Source organism: Streptomyces sp. NPDC015139, assembly GCF_043079785.1.
In the GTDB taxonomy this organism is placed as follows: domain Bacteria; phylum Actinomycetota; class Actinomycetes; order Streptomycetales; family Streptomycetaceae; genus Streptomyces; species Streptomyces albidocamelliae.
Window position 1 is genome coordinate 1843 of sequence record NZ_JBIBUW010000053.1, and the last position, 3203, is coordinate 5045.

General features: G+C 56.8%; 1 rRNA gene. It reads left to right on the top strand.

What is annotated here, in order from left to right:
• Nucleotides 1-52 precede the first annotated feature (52 nt).
• Nucleotides 53-3173 (top strand): 23S ribosomal RNA (locus ACF08B_RS41430).
• Nucleotides 3174-3203: the final 30 nt, after the last annotated feature.

Below are 3203 nucleotides of genomic sequence, written 5' to 3' on the forward strand. Positions count from 1 at the left end.
GACGGGTGGCTGGTCGTTGTTTGAGAACTGCACAGTGAACGCGAGCATCTGTGGCCAAGTTTTTAAGGGCGCACGGTGGATGCCTTGGCACCAGGAACCGATGAAGGACGTGGGAGGCCACGATAGTCCCCGGGGAGTCGTCAACCAGGCTTTGATCCGGGGGTTTCCGAATGGGGAAACCCGGCAGTCGTCATGGGCTGTCACCCGCTGCTGAACACATAGGCAGTGTGGAGGGAACGAGGGGAAGTGAAACATCTCAGTACCCTCAGGAAGAGAAAACAACCGTGATTCCGGGAGTAGTGGCGAGCGAAACCGGATGAGGCCAAACCGTATGCGTGTGAGACCCGGCAGGGGTTGCGCATGCGGGGTTGTGGGATCTCTCTTCTGCGGTCTGCCGGCCGTAGGACGAGTCAGAAACCGTTGATGTAGGCGAAGGACATGCGAAAGGTCCGGCGTAGAGGGTAAGACCCCCGTAGTCGAAACGTCAGCGGCTCGTTTGAGAGACACCCAAGTAGCACGGGGCCCGAGAAATCCCGTGTGAATCTGGCGGGACCACCCGCTAAGCCTAAATATTCCCTGGTGACCGATAGCGGATAGTACCGTGAGGGAATGGTGAAAAGTACCGCGGGAGCGGAGTGAAATAGTACCTGAAACCGTGTGCCTACAAGCCGTGGGAGCGTCGGATGCAGCTTGCTGTATCTCGTGACTGCGTGCCTTTTGAAGAATGAGCCTGCGAGTTTGCGGTGTGTTGCGAGGTTAACCCGGGTGGGGAAGCCGTAGCGAAAGCGAGTCCGAACAGGGCGATTCAGTAGCACGCTCAAGACCCGAAGCGGAGTGATCTAGCCATGGGCAGGTTGAAGCGGAGGTAAGACTTCGTGGAGGACCGAACCCACCAGGGTTGAAAACCTGGGGGATGACCTGTGGTTAGGGGTGAAAGGCCAATCAAACTCCGTGATAGCTGGTTCTCCCCGAAATGCATTTAGGTGCAGCGTCGTGTGTTTCTTGCCGGAGGTAGAGCACTGGATAGGCGATGGGCCCTACCGGGTTACTGACCTTAGCCAAACTCCGAATGCCGGTAAGTGAGAGCGCGGCAGTGAGACTGTGGGGGATAAGCTCCATGGTCGAGAGGGAAACAGCCCAGAGCATCGACTAAGGCCCCTAAGCGTACGCTAAGTGGGAAAGGATGTGGAGTCGCACAGACAACCAGGAGGTTGGCTTAGAAGCAGCCACCCTTGAAAGAGTGCGTAATAGCTCACTGGTCTAGTGATTCCGCGCCGACAATGTAGCGGGGCTCAAGCGTACCGCCGAAGTCGTGTCATTGCAGCATATAGGGCCAACGCCTGCTGTGATGGGTAGGGGAGCGTCGTCTGCCGGGTGAAGCAGCACCGGAAGGTAGTTGTGGACGGTTGACGAGTGAGAATGCAGGCATGAGTAGCGATACAAACGTGAGAAACGTTTGCGCCGATTGACTAAGGGTTCCTGGGTCAAGCTGATCTGCCCAGGGTAAGTCGGGACCTAAGGCGAGGCCGACAGGCGTAGTCGATGGATAACCGGTTGATATTCCGGTACCCGCTGTGAAGCGTCAAACATCGAGCATCGTGATGCTAAGGCCGTGAAGCCGCCCTGATCTCTTCGGAGTTGAGGGGAGTGGTGGAGCCGCCGAACCAAGCGGTTAGTAGGTGAGTGATGGGGTGACGCAGGAAGGTAGTCCATCCCGGGCGGTGGTTGTCCCGGGGTAAGGGTGTAGGACGCAAGGTAGGCAAATCCGCCTTGCACACAGTCTGAGACCTGATGCCGAGCCGATTGTGGCGAAGTGGATGATCCTATGCTGTCGAGAAAAGCCTCTAGCGAGTTTCATGGCGGCCCGTACCCTAAACCGACTCAGGTGGTCAGGTAGAGAATACCGAGGCGTTCGGGTGAACTATGGTTAAGGAACTCGGCAAAATGCCCCCGTAACTTCGGGAGAAGGGGGGCCACACTCGGTGATCCGATTTACTCGGTGAGCTGGGGGTGGCCGCAGAGACCAGCGAGAAGCGACTGTTTACTAAAAACACAGGTCCGTGCGAAGCCGTAAGGCGATGTATACGGACTGACGCCTGCCCGGTGCTGGAACGTTAAGGGGACCGGTTAGCTCCATTTCGGTGGGGCGAAGCTGAGAACTTAAGCGCCAGTAAACGGCGGTGGTAACTATAACCATCCTAAGGTAGCGAAATTCCTTGTCGGGTAAGTTCCGACCTGCACGAATGGCGTAACGACTTCTCGACTGTCTCAACCATAGGCCCGGTGAAATTGCACTACGAGTAAAGATGCTCGTTTCGCGCAGCAGGACGGAAAGACCCCGGGACCTTTACTACAGTTTGATATTGGTGTTCGGTTCGGCTTGTGTAGGATAGCTGGGAGACTTTGAAGCAGCCACGCCAGTGGTTGTGGAGTCGTCGTTGAAATACCAGTCTGGTCGTGCTGGATGTCTAACCTGGGTCCGTGATCCGGATCAGGGACAGTGTCTGATGGGTAGTTTAACTGGGGCGGTTGCCTCCCAAAGGGTAACGGAGGCGCCCAAAGGTTCCCTCAGCCTGGTTGGCAATCAGGTGTTGAGTGTAAGTGCACAAGGGAGCTTGACTGTGAGACCGACGGGTCGAGCAGGGACGAAAGTCGGGACTAGTGATCCGGCGGTGGCTTGTGGAAGCGCCGTCGCTCAACGGATAAAAGGTACCCCGGGGATAACAGGCTGATCTTCCCCAAGAGTCCATATCGACGGGATGGTTTGGCACCTCGATGTCGGCTCGTCGCATCCTGGGGCTGGAGTCGGTCCCAAGGGTTGGGCTGTTCGCCCATTAAAGCGGTACGCGAGCTGGGTTTAGAACGTCGTGAGACAGTTCGGTCCCTATCCGCTGTGCGCGTAGGAATATTGAGAAGGGCTGTCCCTAGTACGAGAGGACCGGGACGGACGAACCTCTGGTGTGCCAGTTGTTCTGCCAAGGGCATGGCTGGTTGGCTACGTTCGGGAGGGATAACCGCTGAAAGCATCTAAGCGGGAAGCCTGCTTCGAGATGAGTATTCCCACCTCCTTGAGAGGGTAAGGCTCCCAGTAGACGACTGGGTTGATAGGCCAGATATGGAAGCCGGGTAACCGGTGGAGTTGACTGGTACTAATAGGCCGAGGGCTTGTCCATTGATGCTCGCGTTCACTGTGTTGGTTCTGA